The sequence below is a fragment of the Mycobacterium toneyamaense genome (assembly GCF_055384815.1).
Genome location: NZ_AP040333.1, coordinates 2205453 through 2221668, shown reverse-complemented (window position 1 = coordinate 2221668; position 16216 = coordinate 2205453). Strand labels below are relative to the sequence as shown.

The 16216-nt window shown below is 66.3% G+C and carries 17 protein-coding genes; 9 read left to right on the top strand and 8 right to left on the bottom strand.

Translation table 11 applies throughout. The features are described 5' to 3' along the window. Positions 1-20: 20 nt before the first annotated feature. Together ACZ5IQ_RS10740 and ACZ5IQ_RS10735 are read right to left on the bottom strand one after the other, a co-directional pair. The gene (locus tag ACZ5IQ_RS10740) at positions 21-527 is read right to left on the bottom strand and encodes a hypothetical protein (RefSeq protein WP_133427825.1); all 507 of its coding nucleotides are present in this window, start codon (positions 525-527) and stop codon (positions 21-23) included. Between the two features lie 14 nt (positions 528-541). After that, positions 542-1726: a hypothetical protein gene (locus ACZ5IQ_RS10735; RefSeq protein WP_464481223.1), complete on the bottom strand. Its 1185-nt coding sequence runs from the start codon at positions 1724-1726 to the stop codon at positions 542-544. 185 nt (positions 1727-1911) lie between these two features. Here ACZ5IQ_RS10735 and ACZ5IQ_RS10730 point away from each other — a divergent pair, with 185 nt between their 5' ends. From ACZ5IQ_RS10730 to ACZ5IQ_RS10695, 8 genes are all read left to right on the top strand, one after another. Next, positions 1912-3441 carry a PucR family transcriptional regulator gene (locus ACZ5IQ_RS10730; protein ID WP_133427827.1) on the top strand — a complete coding sequence of 510 codons (1530 nt, stop codon included), beginning with the start codon at positions 1912-1914 and terminating at the stop codon, positions 3439-3441. A gap of 202 nt (positions 3442-3643) precedes the next feature. Beyond that, positions 3644-4297 (top strand): Rv1733c family protein, encoded by a 654-nt coding sequence (locus tag ACZ5IQ_RS10725; RefSeq protein ID WP_133427828.1) that lies wholly within the window; start codon positions 3644-3646, stop codon positions 4295-4297. 434 nt (positions 4298-4731) lie between these two features. Then, positions 4732-5997, top strand: coding sequence for an NAD(P)/FAD-dependent oxidoreductase (locus tag ACZ5IQ_RS10720; RefSeq protein WP_133427829.1), 1266 nt, complete (start codon positions 4732-4734; stop codon positions 5995-5997). Between the two features lie 130 nt (positions 5998-6127). Then, the gene (locus tag ACZ5IQ_RS10715) at positions 6128-6613 is read left to right on the top strand and encodes a GreA/GreB family elongation factor (RefSeq protein WP_133427830.1); all 486 of its coding nucleotides are present in this window, start codon (positions 6128-6130) and stop codon (positions 6611-6613) included. A 54-nt stretch (positions 6614-6667) separates the two neighbouring features. Then, positions 6668-7150, top strand: coding sequence for a GreA/GreB family elongation factor (locus ACZ5IQ_RS10710; RefSeq protein WP_133427831.1), 483 nt, complete (start codon positions 6668-6670; stop codon positions 7148-7150). A gap of 160 nt (positions 7151-7310) precedes the next feature. Further along, on the top strand, positions 7311-7637 hold the full coding sequence (locus tag ACZ5IQ_RS10705) for an ArsR/SmtB family transcription factor (protein WP_267325017.1): 327 nt from the start codon (positions 7311-7313) through the stop codon (positions 7635-7637). Beyond that, positions 7624-8151, top strand: coding sequence for an SRPBCC family protein (locus ACZ5IQ_RS10700; protein ID WP_133427834.1), 528 nt, complete (start codon positions 7624-7626; stop codon positions 8149-8151). The genes ACZ5IQ_RS10705 and ACZ5IQ_RS10700 overlap by 14 nt, the downstream gene beginning before the upstream one ends. 9 nt (positions 8152-8160) lie before the next feature. Next, a complete protein-coding gene (locus tag ACZ5IQ_RS10695; protein ID WP_464481222.1) occupies positions 8161-8796 on the top strand; it encodes a flavodoxin family protein in 636 nt (211 codons plus the stop codon). Here the strand turns inward: ACZ5IQ_RS10695 and ACZ5IQ_RS10690 are convergent. From ACZ5IQ_RS10690 to ACZ5IQ_RS10675, 4 genes are read right to left on the bottom strand one after another with little or no spacing between them, the layout of a single operon-like run. Continuing rightward, a complete protein-coding gene (locus ACZ5IQ_RS10690) occupies positions 8780-10156 on the bottom strand; it encodes an FAD-containing oxidoreductase (RefSeq protein ID WP_464481221.1) in 1377 nt (458 codons plus the stop codon). The genes ACZ5IQ_RS10695 and ACZ5IQ_RS10690 overlap by 17 nt on opposite strands. Next, complete coding sequence (locus ACZ5IQ_RS10685; protein ID WP_464481220.1) at positions 10143-10646, bottom strand: DUF4126 family protein; 504 nt, start codon at positions 10644-10646, stop codon at positions 10143-10145. Before ACZ5IQ_RS10685 ends, ACZ5IQ_RS10690 begins: the two co-directional genes overlap by 14 nt. A gap of 51 nt (positions 10647-10697) precedes the next feature. Next, positions 10698-11567, bottom strand: coding sequence for an ATP phosphoribosyltransferase (hisG, locus tag ACZ5IQ_RS10680; RefSeq protein WP_061007418.1), 870 nt, complete (start codon positions 11565-11567; stop codon positions 10698-10700). Next, on the bottom strand, positions 11564-11845 hold the full coding sequence (locus tag ACZ5IQ_RS10675) for a phosphoribosyl-ATP diphosphatase (protein WP_029105736.1): 282 nt from the start codon (positions 11843-11845) through the stop codon (positions 11564-11566). The genes hisG and ACZ5IQ_RS10675 overlap by 4 nt, the downstream gene beginning before the upstream one ends. Before the next feature lie 161 nt (positions 11846-12006). Here ACZ5IQ_RS10675 and ACZ5IQ_RS10670 point away from each other — a divergent pair, with 161 nt between their 5' ends. Then, positions 12007-13410 carry an HNH endonuclease signature motif containing protein gene (locus tag ACZ5IQ_RS10670; RefSeq protein WP_464481219.1) on the top strand — a complete coding sequence of 468 codons (1404 nt, stop codon included), beginning with the start codon at positions 12007-12009 and terminating at the stop codon, positions 13408-13410. Positions 13411-13522: 112 nt separating this feature from the next. Here the strand turns inward: ACZ5IQ_RS10670 and ACZ5IQ_RS10665 are convergent, their stop codons facing one another. After that, a complete protein-coding gene (locus ACZ5IQ_RS10665) occupies positions 13523-14482 on the bottom strand; it encodes a hypothetical protein (protein ID WP_135357833.1) in 960 nt (319 codons plus the stop codon). A 237-nt stretch (positions 14483-14719) separates the two neighbouring features. Further along, positions 14720-16174 (bottom strand): sugar porter family MFS transporter, encoded by a 1455-nt coding sequence (locus ACZ5IQ_RS10660; RefSeq protein ID WP_406784999.1) that lies wholly within the window; start codon positions 16172-16174, stop codon positions 14720-14722. Between the last annotated feature and the right edge of the window lie 42 nt (positions 16175-16216).

Below are 16216 nucleotides of genomic sequence, written 5' to 3'. Positions count from 1 at the left end.
TCCGGTTGCCGCCGTGGACATCAACTGAGTCGGAGGTCCTCGACGTCGCCTTTGGTGGCCTTGGTGGTCGTCGTATCGCGGCATTCGCCGAGGAGTTCGACCGATGCCATCGCGACGCTGGCATCCGGCGGCGACAGCAGCGCGTTGACAGCTCCCTTTTTCAAAGCGGTTGAGTGGCTCAGAAAGTCGCTGTCCGCGGCCCACCCGCCGCGACGGAGACGTTGAGTCATGTCCTCGAACTCCGCCGCCGCAGCCCGGGGGTCAGCGGGCGGGCGATAGGAGATTCTGACCTCGCCGCGAAACGGGCCCTGGTCGCCGTCGCTGCACGACCCATGCCAAAAGTACGCCGATTCAATGGGTTTGGCGATGAGCAGGCTGACTTCTGCTGCAGCGTCGACGACTTGACTCCTGGACTGCTGCGGTGTCATCGGATGGAGCACGCCGTTGGCGAGTGCGTTCAGCGTGTCGCATCCCGCCAGTACGGTTGCCGCCGCGATGGTGATCACTGCACACAGGGCGCGGTTCACGTTGTCGAACTCCTTCAGCAGTGCTCGTGTCCGCGAACCGGCGGCTGACGCAGGTCGATGAGTCTGCCGTCAGCTCGGTAGCCCTCGACCGCACGCAGCACATAGTCGTCGCCGATGGTGTCGGTCCGGTAGAACCGCTCGAACATCTCGGCAGCCTCCTGCGAGGTGAACACTTCGTGGCGGCTGATCGTCTCGACGCTGCGTGGTAACACTATGTCGACGTCATGCTCGCCGGGACTCTCACGCGGATGGCCAACCACTGAACGCACTGACACCGCACCGATTTCGGCTCCCCCGGGTACGCAGTACTCGATCGTCATCGCCTCGGCGCTGCCGGCGGCTTGCAGGTAGTGCGAAGTGGAGAAGTCCACCTCCACCCCGGCCGGTGGGCGAGCGCTGAGCACGATGGCCCACGGATCGGAGCCGTCCATGTCGCGCAGGTGACAGTCCATCATGCCGCGGTGGTGTGCCCGGCTCAGGTCGACGGACATGTCGCTGCGCTTGGTCTCGTACATCGCCGAGTAATCATGGGTGGGCTTCAGGCTGACCCTGAAGTCGGAGTACGCCTGCGGACCTTTCGCCCACGCGGACAAGTACTCGAGCACGTCGACCGTCGACGACATGCCGCCGCTCTCGCCGGCGGAGCTGGCTTCGTCCGCCACCCGCGCCGCCTCATCGGCGCGGCCCGCGGCGATCAGCGCGGTGACCGTGCGGGTCAGTGCCCGGTTCGAAGCGATGCCGTCACCGCGCTGCTCGAGCGCCGACACGTAGTCGGCCACGGTGGGATACGCGGCGATGAACTCAGTTCTGGCGCGGTCGAACGCGTCGAGCACCGGGCTCCAGTTCGGCTCGTCGGTCACCAGGACGTCGAGTGAGCCCTCTTCGATGCGCAGCGGCTGGACCCTGAAAGCCCCGTTGACCCGGCGGTTGATCCGCATCTGCGGGCCCATAGCGACGTCAGGAAGGAAAGCGTCCCAGAGGATTTCGTCGACGGCCAGCGGTTTGACATCGACAGTCCAGATGACCCGCAGCCTGTCTGGGTCTTTGTCCGGATGAAAAACCCGCGGATAACACAGTTCGGTGAGATAGCTGTCATCGACCACGAACCCGGAACCGCTGACGAACCTCATCCCCCGATCGCGGCACGCCGGGCGCAGCGCATCCTTCCACGCCTGCGCAACTGATGAGCGTTTCGCCATGTCTCCCCCACGCCGGCGCAGTGCTCGATGACGCTTCGCGCCGGGCATTTTCAGGCTACAAGCAACCAAACAACGCACTCGACACCAAATTCCGTCGCTCGCACACAGCGATCGTGCCCCGAACGATGGCAGTGGTTTGGCTCCTGACCGATACGCTGGGATTGATTCGGTATAGGGAGCGGCCCGTGATCACGTTAGACCGCCTGGTCAATGTGCTGGGCAGCTATGGCGTGCGGTTGCGGTTTTGTCCTGTCCCGCGGTCCACGGAATTGCGCAGTGTCGCGTTGCACGAACTCACCGAGGACCGTGCCGTCGTCGGTGACGTGTTGCTGGGCATCGGCGCGCAATCGGTGAAACAGGCGGTGCGCTGGGCTGCACAAGCCCGTGCGGTGGTCGTACTCATTCGCGGCGACGACGATGACGACACCGCATTCGCCGGAGCGGCAGAAGGCGTGGCGGTGATGGTGGTCGACCCGGCGATATCTTGGAGCGAGTTGGCGGCAGTTGTCTTCGGGCTGGTCCTGGAGGGCCGCGAAACCGAATCGGGTCGCGGCCCAACGGACCTGTTTGCATTGGCAGACAGTTTGGCTGAGTCCGCGGGCGGGGCGGTCATCATCGAGGACCAGCTCTCGCGGGTGTTGGCATACTCACGGCGCCAGCGAGGCGCCGACCCGGCGCGGGTGGCGACCATCGTCGAGCGCCAGGCGCCGGAGGAGTTGCGGGCCTTCTTTGACGCTCGGGGCGTGTACGCGCATCTGGCGTCCTCCGACGAACCGCTGTTTGTCGGCCCGGACACTGATCACGGCGTCACTGGGCGCATGGTGGTGGCGGTGCGATCGGGTCGTCAGCTCATGGGATCGGTGTGGGTCGAGTGCGCGGCACCGCTGGCCGAGCCCACGCTCACCGCGTTGGCCGACGGTGCCCGCACTGTGGCCCTGCACCTGTTGCGGTCGCGTGCCAGTGCCGACCTCGAGCGGCAAGTGGAATCCGATCTGGTGATCCAGTTGCTGGAGGGCACCGCCGATGCCACCACCTCGGCCAGCCGACTGGGCCTTCCACCCACCCCGTTTCGGGTGATCGCGCTGCAGGCCTTCATCGGCGCGGAACGAGATGCGGCACTGCTGCTGGCGTTTGAGCGAGCCACGACCGGCTTCGGTTGGTCACGGCCCGGCCGCAGCGCCCTGGCCGGCAACACCGTCTACACGCTGCTGCCCGGTGAAGAATCAGATGCTGCCAGGAAATGGGTTTCCGGTCTGCGGGCGGCGTTACCCGAGCGGATGACGCTGCTGGCCGGTATCAGCGGTGCCGCCGGGGCCGCTGATCTGGTGGCGGCACGCCACGAGGCCGACGAGTGTCTGGCGTTGCACGAGACGTCGCCGACCGGCGTCGCGCCTCCGGCCTACGACGAGTCCTGGGACGACATCCTGCTGCAACGGTTGCGCAGTGCGGCGCGCTCAGGCCGCTCCCCCGATCGCCGACCGGTGGCTGAACTGCGCCGGCACGACCGCGACCACGCCACCGACTACCTGCCCACCCTGCGGGCCTGGCTGGAGGCTCAGGGCGACCCCACCGAAGCGGGCAACCGGCTGGGCGTGCATGAGAACACCGTGCGCTACCGACTTCGCAAGATGGCCGAAATCACCAATCTGCCGCTCGATGACGCCAAAAAGCGGCTGGCCATGATGATCGAACTCGCCGCCACCGACACCGACTGACCAGTTCGGGCTGTCGAAACGCGACAAAGCGCGGCGACATCATTGTTCCGCGCCGGCAAGCCCAGCCACGAAAAGCCCACCACCATGGAGAGAGTTCCAGCCAATGGTGCGGAGGTGGACACTCATGATGGACGACGCATACGGCCGCCCTGCGCCGACGGCGCATTCGCGTGCCAAAGCGACTCACCGCTAGGGAATTTCGATGATCGTCCCGCGTCCGCATGACCGGCCTGTCGGCACTGCTGCAGAGGCCGACGAAGTTCTGGAGACTTTCCGGATCGGCCTCCCACGATGGCCCGTCTTCGAGGCGTTTCGTCGCAATCCGCTGCTGCGCGCCAGCGACCGGATCGAGGCGGCGGCAATGGCAGTGGCTGTGATCGTGTCGCTGCTGGCCATTTCCGTGGCCTGCGCGCTCGGCACGGCCGTTCACGATGCACAACGTGCCACCTACGCCCAGCAGCATCACAGTCGTCAGCCCGTCACCGCGACGATCACCGACGACCCTGCGGCCCACAAGATCTCGCGTACCAACACCGTCACCATGACCGCCCGATGGTCGGCTGCCGGAGCCGAACACACCGGAGCGGTCACGACGCATACGGCGGCCAAGCCCGGCGACCACGTCACGATCTGGGTCGACAACACCGGGGCGCTGACCGACGAACCCACCCCGGCCAGCCGCGCCGAGATAGATGCGGTGACCGCCGCGCTGTTCGCGTGGACGGCAGTCACAACCACTGCCGCGCTCCTGCTGGGCGCTGTCCGCGTGTTGTGTAACCGGATCCGCGCCATCGGATGGCAAAACGGGATCGACGCCCTGATCAGCCACGAAGGGCACAAGCCCAGGCAGCCTTGACCGCCCGCTGTCGCAAGCCGTCCATTCCCAGCCCGGCGGGCCGCACGCGACCAGCAAAGTGCATCACGAAGCGTCGAAGTCGGTTGCGGAAAGAGTCGCCCCGGATGCAGTCGCGGCCTGGGTACATTCGGCCGGGTTGGCGCATTCACGCCTATGCGTGATGGTCGCGCCGCTTCGAATCCGGTAACCGCTGCCGCTGGATAATACGAAGTGGCACAGCCTTTCCTGACCCTACGTCAGAAGCCGTCGACCTCATGAATCACGCGCTCGTCGCCGGCGCCTGCTCTACTCCAAGCGGTACCGGCCGCGATGACGAGGGCGTTGTCGAATCCCGACAACCGGCCACCGGCCGCTTGTCGGATTTCAGCAAATGCACCCTGCCTCGTGAAGCCACCATGGAGTCAACAACGAAAGCTCAGATGTGGAGGATTGTGATGAGCGGCGGCGAGCGTATTGACGGCGGGCCCCGGTCGGCGATCGTGGTCGGCGCAGGCATCGTCGGGCTGTCGACGGCGTGGTTCCTACAGGAGCGCGGCCTCGATGTCACCGTGGTGGACCGCACCGGCGTGGCCGCCGGGGCATCGTGGGGCAACGCCGGCTGGATCGCACCGGCCCTGACGCTTCCGCTGAACTCACCGAGCGTGCTGCGATACGGGCTGCGCGCACTCGTCAATCCGGCTGCCCCGTTGCACATTCCCCTGACCGCCGACGCCGAGCTCGGGGCCTTCTTGATGCGCTTCGTCGCCAACTGCCGGCGTGAATCGTGGAACCGGGCGGTGCGCGCCAACGTGCCACTCAACGAGGAAGCCATCGAAGCCTTCGACGTCCTGGTCGCCAACGGCGTCGACGCACCGGTGACCGATGCCCCGATCACCGCACTGTTCCGCAGTACCGAACAAGCCGAACGCATGATGCGCGAACTCAGGCATCTCGAAAAAGCCGGACAGACAATGTCTGTCACGGGCTTGGCCGGCGAGGCGCTACGAGAGCAAGTACCGCTGGCATCGCGGGCGATCACGGCCGCCCTGAGCATCAACGGTCAACGCTTCGTCGATCCCGGCCGGTTCGTCCACGCGCTGGGTCAAGCCGTTGTGGAGCGCGGCGCAACGATGCGCACACTCGAGGTGCGCGACGTGTCCAGCTCCGGCAGCGGGGTCAGCGTCTACCCGCCCAGTGGCGAGCCGTTGACCGCCGACACCGCGGTGATCGCCACCGGCGCATGGCTATCCCGGCTCGCGGGCAGTCGCATACACGTGCCCGTGCAGGCCGGCCGCGGCTACTCGTTCACGGTGCCGGTGGATCACCCCGTCCCCGGGCCCATCTATCTGCCCGATGTACGCGTGGCATGTACGCCCTACCACGGCGCGCTGCGGGTGGCAGGAACCATGGAATTCCGCGACCCGCACGACCCGGCCATAGCGGCGCGGGCGGATGCCATCGTCACGTCCGCGAGTCCCCTGCTACAGGGCGTGCGGTGGGCCGAACGCAGCGAGGTCTGGGTGGGCCCGCGCCCGGTAACCCCCGACGGCCGCCCGCTCATCGGAGAGGTGTCGCGCGGGGTCTACGTTGCCGGCGGCCACGGCATGTGGGGACTGGCGCACGGACCGGTTACCGGCCGACTGCTGGCCGAACAGATCACCACCGGCAAGCAACCCGAAGCCTTGCGCGACTTCGACCCGCTGCGCCGAACCGGCCGCTAGATCCGCCGATCGCTGATCCACACCGCCCGTGTAGCCCACACCACGGGCGCTCAAGTCGTCAGGGGCGGCGCTTCCACCACGGCCCGCCCCTGACGGCAACCCCTACTTCAACGAAAGAAGATCACCGAAAATGACCAGCACTGAACGTCTTTGGATGACGCATGAGGCTCATACGCGGCTGCAGGACGAACTGGTCACGCTGCGTTCACAGCCCGGTATCGAAGTTCCTGACGACTTCATGGACACCGACGACAACCTCGTCGAGAAGTACTTGGCGCGACAAGCCCGCATGCGCCAGATTCAAGATCTGCTGTCCAATGCCGTCGTCGGTGAAGACCCGCCCGACGACGGGATCGCGGAACCGGGAATGGTGCTGACCGTCCGCTACGACGACACCGGCGAGATCGAGACGTTTCTGCTCGGTGTGCGCGGTGCCGAAGGCCCCGATATCGATGTGTATTCACTGCAATCACCGCTGGGCAGCGCGATCACCGGCGCACATGCCGGCGAGCAGCGTACCTATTCCGTTCCCAGTGGGGCCAGCGTGCCCGTCACGCTACTCAAGGCGGTCCCCTACGGAATACATGCACCCAACTCGAAATCCGGAGCCGCGTAAGCGACCTGAAATATCCCACCTCGCAACGGGACTCGCGCCACGAAAGGACTTGACATGGCCACCACGACACGGGTCTGGATCTCACCGCAAGCCCACGAGCGGCTCCACCGCGAACTGGACACTCTGCGTTTTCTGCACTCCGCGGGAAAAGCCGATGAGAATATCGACGAGAACGCGGCAGCGGTGCGACGCGCGTGGGAGAAACGTATTCAACAGATCAATGACCTGCTGATCAACGCCGTCGTCGGCGAAGATCCGCCCAACGACGGAATTGCCGAACCCGGGATGGTGGTCACTATCCGTCACGATGCCACCGGGGACTTCGAGACATTTCTGCTCGGCATCCAGGGCACCGAATACGCCGACATGCCCGTCCGCCCCATCGAATCCCCGTTGGGCGCCGCCATTACGGGTGCATGCGCTGGGCAACGGCGCACCTACCGACTGCCCAATGGCATCCCGATGAAGGTCACACTCGTCAAAGCCATACCCTACGGTCTCCATATCGCCAACCTGAACGAGTCTGCACCACAGTGAGATTGCGAAAGTACACCCCTCCCGATCCACCGCAGCCACGCACCGCACGGTGACCGCAAGACAACTACACGGAGCCGAGGTCGACCCTCGCCGCCTCACCCTGATCGCCGTCTGCGTATATCTACTTGCATCTATATAGATGGCTCGGCATACTGGGCCCATGGACGTCTTCGAAGCAGTCGCCGAACCGAACCGGCGTGCCCTGCTCGACGTACTCGCCGAGGGTGAGCGCACGGCCGGAGAACTCGTCGCAACCCTCCCCGGCCTGACGCAGCCGACGGTCTCCCGTCACCTGCGGGTATTGCGGGAAGTCGGGCTGGTCGAGGTGCGGCCCGATGCCCAACGGCGCATCTACGCGCTCCGCGCCGACGGCCTGGTCGAGATGGACCGATGGATCGACCGCTACCGCCGCTACTGGACCGACCATCTGGACGCCCTTGAGCGGCATCTGGATTCGACATTCGAGGAGGGACATGACAACCGATGAACTCGAGGGCGTCGTCACGGTGGACGGCGACCGCGCCACGCTGACATTCGAGCGACGACTGAAACACCCCGTCGAGCGGGTATGGGCAGCGATCACCGAACCCGCGCATCGCGACATCTGGATGGGCAAGACCGTCATCGACGGCCGTGCGGGCGGCTCGATCGAGACTGTCGCCTCGGGCCCGCCCGTGCCACCGGATATGAAACGCATGACGGGCCGCATCCTGGTCTGGGATCCGCCGCATGTGTTCGAGCATGAGTGGCACCAACAGATCGTCGAACCCGGCGTGGTCCGCTACGAGCTCACCGCCGACGGCAGCGGCACTCTGCTCCGGATGACCCATCGCGGCCTCGGCGTGCCCAATGCCAACGGATTCCGGCCCGGCACACAGGCTTTCCTCGACCGGCTGCAGGCCCTGCTCGACGGCACTCCCCTGCCCGGCTGGCTGGAGCGATACGCCGAGATCGCCGGACACAGCCCGCTCGATGCCCCGCCCGCAGGCCCGAACCCCTAGGAGTTAATGATGTCGGACAATACCTTTCACGAAGCGCCTTCGGTTGTCGTCGCCTACCAGTCCGGGTTCGGCCACACCGCGTTCCTCGCCAAGGCAGTCGCCGCCGGAGCCCGGTCCGGCGGCGCGGCCGTCACCCTGATCCGGTTGGGTGACCTCACCGACGACGACTGGCAGACGCTGGATACCGCCGACGCGATCATCTTCGGCACCGCCACCTACATGGGCAATGTGTCGGCGGCGTTCCAGACGTTCGCCGAGCAGACGGGCCGCCGCTGCCAGCAGGGCGCGTGGCGCGACAAGGTCGCCGCCGGGTTCACCAACTCGGGAAGCAAGAGCGGCGACAAGCTCAATTCGCTTGTCTCACTGGCAGTCTTCGCCGCCCAGCATCACATGCATTGGGTCAATCTGGGCCTGGGCCCGGGCTGGAATCACTCGACCGCAAGCGCGGACGAACTGAACCGGCTGGGCTTCTGGCTGGGTGCCGCGGCGGCGACCGATGTCGACGCCAACCCAGACCAGGTGCACCGATCCGATACGGCGACCTGCGAGCACCTGGGTCGGCGCGTCGCCGAGGTCACCCGGCAATTGGTCGCCGGACGCGATGTGGCACAGGCTGTTACCGAGCCCGTCACTGCAGGGGCCTGAGCCCCTCGAGCATCGTCGGCACCAGCTCGGAAACAGTCGGGTGGATGTGCACGGTGTGCGTCATGGTCGTGTACGGGGCTTTGGCGGCCATCAGGTCGAGGATGCAGTGCACCACCTCGTCGCCGCCGACACCGAGGATGGAGGCGCCGAGAATCTGGTTGGTCTCGGCGTCGACAACGACCTTCATGAAGCCCTGCGTCTCCCCCTTTTCGACCGCCCGGCCGACGCGGGTCATCGGGCGCTTACCCACCAACGCTTTTCGCCCCGACGCCCGAACCTGCGCCTCGGTCAACCCGGCCCGCCCGAGCGGCGGATCGATGTACAGCGCATAGGTGGGGATCCGGTCACTGACCCGCCGCGGTTCGTTGTCGAGCAGGTTGGCCGCCACGATCTCGAAGTCGTTGTACGACGTATGGGTGAACGCCCCCTTGCCGTTACAGTCGCCCATGGCCCAGATGTGGTCGACAGTGGTCCGCAGCTGATCGTCGACGGTGATGTATCCCCGGGAGTCCGTTGCCACGCCGGCCTTTTCGAGACCAAGGTCGTCGGTGTTGGGCACGCGCCCGACCGCGACCGGCAGGTGCGAGCCCGATACAACGGCACTGCCGGTGCTGACCGCCACCCCGTCGCCGTCTTTCGCTACCCGAATATCGCTGGCACCCAGGTGGATTGTGATGCCCTCACGTTCGAGAATGTCCTTGATGGCGGCGCAGACGTCGTCGTCTTCGCGCGAGGCAAGTCGCGGCCCGCGTTCGACGACCGTGACCTCGGCGCCGAACCGGCGGAACATCTGCGCGAACTCGAGACCGATGTAGCTGCCGCCGATGATCACCAGATGCTCTGGCACCGTGTCGAGGTCGAGGATGCCGACGTTCGTGAGGTAATCGACGTCGGCCAGACCGGGGATATCCGGGGCCGTCGCACGGCCGCCGGTGTTGAGGAAAATCTTCTCACCGGTGATCTGCTGGTCACCGACCTGCAGCGTGTGTGGGTCGAGGAAGCGTGCGTGCCCGCGTAGCAGCGTGCAGCCGTCCATGCCTTCCAGCCAGCTCTCGACGCCTTCGCGGTCCTCGGTGACGATCCCGTCCTTGCGGCCCTTGACTTTTGCCATGTCGACGGTGACGTCGCCGGTTCCGATGCCGTAGTCGGCGCCGCGGCGGGCCAGGTGTGCGGCGTAAGCGCTGGCGACCAAAGTCTTGGTCGGTATACAGCCGTAGTTCACGCAGGTGCCGCCGACGAGCTTGCGCTCGATGACGGCGACGGTCTGGCCGGCTTCGGTGAGTCGGCCGGCCAAGGGCGGTCCCGCTTGTCCGGCGCCGACGATGATGGCGTCGAACGCGGTGCTCTCAGACGACGACATAGGGACCGATGGCACTCAGCGCGACGGCCGCTATGGCGAAGCCACCACCGACCGCGAGGACGTCCTCGGCGAGCGCCACCGGCAGGTCATGTCCGCCGTTGCGCGCCACCAGGATTCGACGTGCGTGGAAGCCTGCCAGCGTCCCGATGACCGCGCCGATCATGCCGCCGCCCATGCCGATGAACGTGTGGTGCCACCCGGCGCCGATGACCGCACCGGCGAACGCGCCGGTGAGCAACCGGGCCCCGAACTGCGCCGGCGCCGTTCGTGCCGGCGTCTTGGGCAACTGATCGGTGATCAGCTCGACCACCAACAGGACGGTCAGCACCGTCACCGTGATCCAGTTACCGACCCATTCGGCCCAGGTACCCACCAGCGGCAGCCAACCGAGCTTGGCGCCCCAGGCCACCACCGCGGGCGGAGTCAGCGCCCGCAGGCCCGCGACTACACCGATGAGTAAGGCGAACAGCAGAATCAGTGCTTGTGTCACTTGACCTCCGTCAGGATGCAGACCTTACGGGGACGCTAACACCGGCACGGGTCAGAAGCGACAGAACCGGATATCGGACGCCAGGATCGCCTTGGCCCCGATGGCCGCCAGCTCATCCATGATGGCGTTGACCTGCCGCCGCGGCACCAGGGCACGCACCGCAACCCAGTCTGCGTCAGCCAGGGGCGCGATGGTCGGCGATTCGAGACCCGGCGTGATGGCCGTTGCCTGCTCCAAAACGCTGCGGGGGCAGTCGTAATCGAGCATCAGGTACTGCTGCCCGAACACCACACCCTGGATGCGGGCCGCGAGCTGGTCGCGGGCCGGGTCCGGTGCGACATCGGCGCGCTCGATCAGCACCGCCTCCGAATCGCACAGCGATTCACCGAAGGCCACCAAATTGTGCAGCGCCAGAGTGCGGCCGGATCCGACGACGTCGGCGATGGCGTCGGCCACGCCGAGCTGGATCGAGATCTCCACGGCGCCGTCGAGGCGGATCACGGTGGCTTCGATCCCCTTGTCGGACAGGTCTTTCCGCACCAGGTTCGGGTAGGCGCTGGCGATGCGCTTGCCGGCCAGATCGGCGACCGTCCAGTCCCGTCCCTTTGGCGCGGCATAGCGGAACGTCGAGGATCCGAAACCCAGGGCCAACCGCTCGCTGACGGGGGCCATCGACTCGGCAGCGAGGTCGCGACCGGTGATGCCGAAGTCCAGCTGCCCGGACCCCACGTAGATGGCAATGTCCTTGGGCCGCAGGAAAAAGAACTCGACCTTGTTCGCCGGGTCGACGACCGTCAGATCCTTCGGATCGGTGCGGCGACGGTATCCGGCCTCGGACAGGATGTGGGCGGCCGACTCACTCAGTGCGCCCTTGTTCGGAACGGCGACGCGCAGGAGGCCGTTGGACGATGCGCCGGTCACAGCTTGCCGTACACGTCGTCGAGGGTCAGGCCGCGCTTGATCATCAATACCTGCGTCCAGTACAGGAGCTGACTGATCTCGCCCGCCAGCTCGTCATCGCTCTCGTGTTCCGCGGCGATCCACACTTCGCCGGCTTCTTCGATGATCTTCTTGCCCAGATGATGCACCCCGGCGTCCAACGCCGCGACGGTGCCGCTGCCGGCCGGCCGGGTCTTCGCTCGCTCACTGAGCTCGGCGAATAGCGCATCGAAGGTCTTCACGGGCTGCAATTGTTTCACGCTGGGGGCACGGGCCGTGCACGTGGCTGCCTCGGGTCACATGTCGGGGCTACCGCGGGTCCCGAAAAAACTTTGGTCACTTTGTTTGCACTGGTCACAGTGGGTAACTAGCGTCACATTCCAGGCCATTTCTTGTCGGACCTTCGAACTATTGTTCGAATATGGGATTGACCGATCCAGCCGCCGTCGAGGAGGCCTACGCCGCCTACGAGTCTGCGCAGGCCCGGCTCGCAGCCCTGGACTACACCGGCCTGGATGTGCGGACATTGTTGGAGTTGCAGTCGCGACGGGAAACGTTGAGGTGCGCGGCCGAGGCGGTCGATCACCGGATCCTGGCTGCTGCGCAGACGCGGGCGACGGCCAAGGAGATCGGGGCGAAGGATTGGCCTGAGGTGCTGCATGTCCGGCACCGGATCAGCCGGGAGGAAGCCCGCCGCCGGGTACGGGACTGCGACCACCTGGGCCCGCGGTCCGCGATTACCGGGGAGGCGCTCGGCCCGGTGTGGGAACTGGTGGCCGCCGCCCTGGCAGAGGGTGCGATCAATGCCGAGCACGTACAGGTGATCACCTGGTTCTTCGGCAAGCTGCCGCTGTGGGCAGCCGACCCGATCACCATGGCCCAGTGTGAGGCGGATCTGGTGGCCGACGCTCGGGTCAAAACCCCCGAGGATTTGCGCCGCGCCGCGCAGAAACTTTTGTACGAGTTGGATCAGGACGGGCCCGAACCCGACGACGACGAACCCGACCCCAAACGCTCGTTCGTGATGGGTAAGCAGCGGCCCGACGGCCGTACCGACGTCACCGCCCAACTCGATCCGGAGGGGCGGGCCTACTGGGAGGTGTTGTTCGACAGGTACGCCGCCCCGGGCATGTGCAACCCGGCCGATCCGCAGCCCTGCTACTCGGGTACCCCGACCCAAGAGCAGATCGATGCGGATACCCGCACCCTCGCGCAGCGCCAGTACGACGCGTTCACGTTCGTGGGCCGGATGATGCTCGCCACCGGGACCTCGGGGGTGCACAACGGGTTCCCGGTCGCGGTGGTCGCCAACTGCACCGTCACCGACCTGGAGAAGCGCACCGGGGTGGCGCTCACCCACACCGGCACGAAACTGCCGATCAGGGATTTGATCCGGATGGCCGCCCAAGGCTCAGACAACTACCTCGCCGTCTTCGACGAGCACACCGGCCAACCGCTCTATCTGGGTCGGGCGGCCCGCACCGCCAGCACCGCGCAGCGGTTGGCGTTGTTCGGCCGGGACCACGGCTGCACCAGACCGAACTGCACCGCCCCCGCCTCCCGCAGCCAGGCGCATCACGTCACCAACTGGCGCGATGACGGCCTGACCAACGTCGACACTATGACCCTGGCGTGCGGGCGCGACAATCGCCTGGTCGACACCGGAGGCTGGAGCACCACCATGGGCCCCGACGGCCGCACCCACTGGACCCCACCACCACTACTCGACGTCGGCCAACCCAGGACGAACCAGTCTCACCACCCGACGCTCTACCCGGCCGAGAGTGGCGACGAGGGCGGCGAAAGCGACAGTCCCACAAGCTGACCCGGCGCCCAACGGCGCCGGAAGGCCACGCCGACCAACCACGGCGGCGGTACCGCACGCGCCGCCGCCACCTACGTCGTGCCGCTTACGTCCACGCCGAAACGAACCGCGCCTAGGAGTTGCCCTTGTGATCGCGAACCGACCGGCTGCCGTGGCCCAGCTTCGAGCTACGCGACGGCGATGCCCCCGCCTTGCCGGTTCCCTTCGAAAGGCCTGCCTGCGATCCGGCATTCTGGCCGCCGGCATTCCGATCCTGGGATTGGCCGGCAGCCGTGATCGGCCCATGCCGCACCGACTGCCGCCCTGTCGGTTTGAACTGCCCTGCCACGTCGTCACCGGTCGTATCCGACGCCGTCGCTGCGCGCTTCGATGTCCGCAACGTCGGCGACACCCGCCCGTAGTGTGTCGCCTTGAGAGATGGCGTCACCGGGTCGGAGACGGTCGCGGTGGGCGCGACAGGACCGGTCGACACGGCCGCCGTCGGCGTGGGCGTCGCGGACACCGGTGCCGGCACCGCCGCGAACGGCAGCAAGTTGAGTATCGGGGCAGCGATGGAGTTGAAAATTGTGAGGGGCACACCCACGACCAATCCGTACAGGATGATGCCCAAGAACACGAACGGGCCGAAGACAGCAGCCAGCTCAGGCGTACTGACCAATGGCTGGGCCAACGTCAAGAACGCCGTCGACAGCGCCGACACGATTGCCTGCTCGATGACGGCGACGGCCCCGGCCGGCTGCGGAGCGGGTAGTGCCGTTGCCGCCAGTGGCATTGGCGCCGTGAGGGATCCGGTCGTCGGCGTCGTCGCGGCTGCAGCACTGACACCCGAGCTGCCGCCGCCCACCACGCGCACCGCGGCTGCCACCACGTCGGCATGAGTGTCGACGAACTGCTCCAGCGCCGCCCAGTGCGCCGACATCGCGGTATTCACAGCCGCCACCCGGACGGCGCCGGCGTCGAACATGACACCACGCACCGGCGGGGCCGCGGCCACAAAGCCGAGCACCACGATTGCGACGGTGGCGACCGCGACACCGACGTTCAGACGAGCCACACCGTTCGGACGAGCCATACGGTTCAGACGAGCCACACAACGAGAGCCGGCGTTGACCATTGCGCACCCCTTCCACGAAGGAGCGTCAGAACCACGGCAGCACCAACGCTCACCGCCGATAATTGTCTCGTACGTCAATACGGATGGGCATCAGCCATCTGACGGAGATTCCGGGGCGCGGCTGAATTCAGTCCGTCGCTGAATTGAGTCAGTCAGTGAAATCAGCCAGTCACTGCTGCCGGGCAACCGGCAGCCTCATTTTGCCAGCAACTCGGCGTGCATGTCCTCGAGCGCAACGCCTTTGGTCTCGCGAACCCACTTGGCGACGAACACCAGCGACAGGAACGCGCACAGCGCGTAGAAGCCGTATGCGACGCCGAGCGTGCTGCGCAGTTCGGGGAAGGTGACGGTGATGGCCCAGTTGGCGACCCATTGGCCGGCCGCGGCCAGTCCGAGCGCCGCGGCTCGGATGCGGTTGGGGAACATCTCCCCCAGCAGCACCCACACCACAGGCCCCCACGACATGCCGAATGCCACCACGAACAGGTTGGCGGCGACGAGGGCGACGGGCCCCTCCATGCCGCTGAGTTGCGGCACCCCGTTCACCTGTGGGGCGGTACCGAAGATGACTGCCATGGTGGCCAGCGTCAGCGTCATACCGGCCGAGCCGATGAGCAACAGGGGCTTGCGGCCGATCTTGTCGATCAGCATGATCGCGATCACGGTCGTCAGGATGTTCACCACCGAGGTGATGACGGTGATGAGGAACGACGAGCTCTCATCGAAACCGACGGCCTCCCACAGCACGTTCGAGTAGTAGAAGATCACGTTGATACCGACGAACTGCTGGAACACCGACAGCGCCAGACCGACCCAGACGATGCCGTAAAGGCTCAGCGGTCCGCCCCCGGGCCGGCACATGTCGCGCCACGTGGGCTTCTGTTCGGACTCGAGCGTCTGCTGGATGCGACCGATCGTGATCTCCAGGTTCTTCTCCCCCAGCAACGTGGTGAGCACCTTGCGGGCTTCCGGAATCCGGTGCGTGGCAACGAGATACCGGGGCGACTCGGGAATGGTGAAGGCCAGCAGGCCGTACACGATGGCCGGGATGGCCATCAGGATGAACATCCAGCGCCAGGCCTCCTGCCCCAGCCACAGGATGTTGCTCGCCCCACCGGCCAGATGCGCGAGCAGTGCGTCGACCGCCAACGACAGGAAGATGCCGCTGACGATGGCCAGCTGCTGTAGCGATCCGAGGCGCCCGCGGATGCTCGCCGGTGACGTTTCGGCGATGTAGGCCGGAGCGATCACCGACGCGATGCCCACGCCGAGGCCGCCGACAACCCGGAATGCCACCAGCACCCAGATGTTCCAGGCCAGCCCGGCCCCGATGGCGCTGATCAGGAACAGCAGCGCGGCCAGCTTCATCACGGAGAGACGGCCGGCGCGGTCGGCCAGCCGCCCCGCCGTCATGGCGCCGACGGCCGCACCGAGCAGCGCCGAGGCAACGGCGATCCCCAACGACTGGTCGTCGATCGCGAAGTGCATCTGGATCGACTTCACCGCACCGTTGATGACGGCGCTGTCATAGCCGAACAGCAGACCGCCGAGAGCCGCCACCGACGCTATGCGCACCGCACCGCGACCGGAGTCGAACTCCTCGTCGGCGAAGATCGCCGTGGTGTCGTCACCGATCGGGCCATGGGACATCGGACGTCCTTTCGCAGCGCTGCGTGGGGTGCGTCAACAATC

What these genes read in the sequence shown, in the direction of transcription:
- ACZ5IQ_RS10735 (WP_464481223.1), bottom strand. Translation starts at nt 1,726, where the DNA reads ATGGCGAAACGCTCATCAGTTGCGCAGGCGTGGAAGGATGCGCTGCGC.
- ACZ5IQ_RS10660 (WP_406784999.1), bottom strand. Translation starts at nt 16,174, where the DNA reads ATGTCCCATGGCCCGATCGGTGACGACACCACGGCGATCTTCGCCGAC.
- ACZ5IQ_RS10670 (WP_464481219.1), top strand. Translation starts at nt 12,007, where the DNA reads ATGGGATTGACCGATCCAGCCGCCGTCGAGGAGGCCTACGCCGCCTAC.
- ACZ5IQ_RS10705 (WP_267325017.1), top strand. Translation starts at nt 7,311, where the DNA reads ATGGACGTCTTCGAAGCAGTCGCCGAACCGAACCGGCGTGCCCTGCTC.
- ACZ5IQ_RS10710 (WP_133427831.1), top strand. Translation starts at nt 6,668, where the DNA reads ATGGCCACCACGACACGGGTCTGGATCTCACCGCAAGCCCACGAGCGG.
- ACZ5IQ_RS10720 (WP_133427829.1), top strand. Translation starts at nt 4,732, where the DNA reads ATGAGCGGCGGCGAGCGTATTGACGGCGGGCCCCGGTCGGCGATCGTG.
- ACZ5IQ_RS10690 (WP_464481221.1), bottom strand. Translation starts at nt 10,156, where the DNA reads ATGTCGTCGTCTGAGAGCACCGCGTTCGACGCCATCATCGTCGGCGCC.
- ACZ5IQ_RS10725 (WP_133427828.1), top strand. Translation starts at nt 3,644, where the DNA reads ATGATCGTCCCGCGTCCGCATGACCGGCCTGTCGGCACTGCTGCAGAG.
- ACZ5IQ_RS10715 (WP_133427830.1), top strand. Translation starts at nt 6,128, where the DNA reads ATGACCAGCACTGAACGTCTTTGGATGACGCATGAGGCTCATACGCGG.
- ACZ5IQ_RS10665 (WP_135357833.1), bottom strand. Translation starts at nt 14,482, where the DNA reads ATGGCTCGTCCGAACGGTGTGGCTCGTCTGAACGTCGGTGTCGCGGTC.
- ACZ5IQ_RS10695 (WP_464481222.1), top strand. Translation starts at nt 8,161, where the DNA reads ATGTCGGACAATACCTTTCACGAAGCGCCTTCGGTTGTCGTCGCCTAC.
- ACZ5IQ_RS10700 (WP_133427834.1), top strand. Translation starts at nt 7,624, where the DNA reads ATGACAACCGATGAACTCGAGGGCGTCGTCACGGTGGACGGCGACCGC.